The 696-nt window shown below is 65.2% G+C and carries 1 protein-coding gene; it reads right to left on the bottom strand.

The window, feature by feature from the left end; all coding sequences use genetic code 11:
• Positions 1-642: helix-turn-helix domain-containing protein (locus tag EN846_RS33540; protein ID WP_135899148.1), on the bottom strand; the 642-nt coding region annotated here is incomplete at its 3' end.
• Positions 643-696: the final 54 nt, after the last annotated feature.

Here is a 696-nt window from a genome sequence, read left to right as displayed (position 1 = left end):
GGGCGGGCCATTGTCGCTTCGGAACCGGTCCGGCAGGCCATGCTCCTCAAACAGCCGCTCGAATACCGGCCAGGCCTCGGCATCCGCCGTCGAGCCGGTCGCTTCGAGCGCCAGCAAGTAGCGGCTCGACGCATCCATCACCGTCAACGGTTCGCAACGCCACCCGTCACGGGTCCGGAACCAGCCCTTGTGATCGCCAGTCCACACCGCGTTCGGCCCTTGCGGCTCCGGCCAAGGTCCATTGCCGCAGGCCCGCAGCCGGGTCCGCTTGCGGGCGCCGACAAGCCCATGCCGCGCAAGGATAGCGCCTGCCGTCGAGGCCGACGGCCAGATCAGTTCGGGAGCCGCGCGCTTGAGCCGCGCCACGATCTTCTTGGGCCCCCACAGCGGATACGTCTCCTTCGCCGCCACGATCCGCTCGACAAGATCAAGGGCTGTCGCACGGCCATGATTGAGCGGCGCTCGCGGCCGATCGTGCAAACCCTCCGGGCCAAACTCCCGGTAGCGACCCAGCCATTTATAGCCGATCTTGCGCGAAATGCCGTAGGCCGCACAAAGCTCGCTCATCGTCTCTTCGCCAGAAAGGCAATCCACTACAAAACGAAGCCGCTCGTCCATGATGCCAGTCTCTCGCCAAACCATCGCCGGGTCCTCCGGCGAGGGAGAAAACTGTCACCTATGCAATCGGTCCATTCT

It is taken from the genome of Mesorhizobium sp. M4B.F.Ca.ET.203.01.1.1, from assembly GCF_004791025.1.
Lineage (GTDB): Bacteria > Pseudomonadota > Alphaproteobacteria > Rhizobiales > Rhizobiaceae > Mesorhizobium > Mesorhizobium abyssinicae.
The sequence above is the reverse complement of the archived record's forward strand: the minus strand, read 5'-3'. Positions and strand labels throughout refer to the sequence as shown.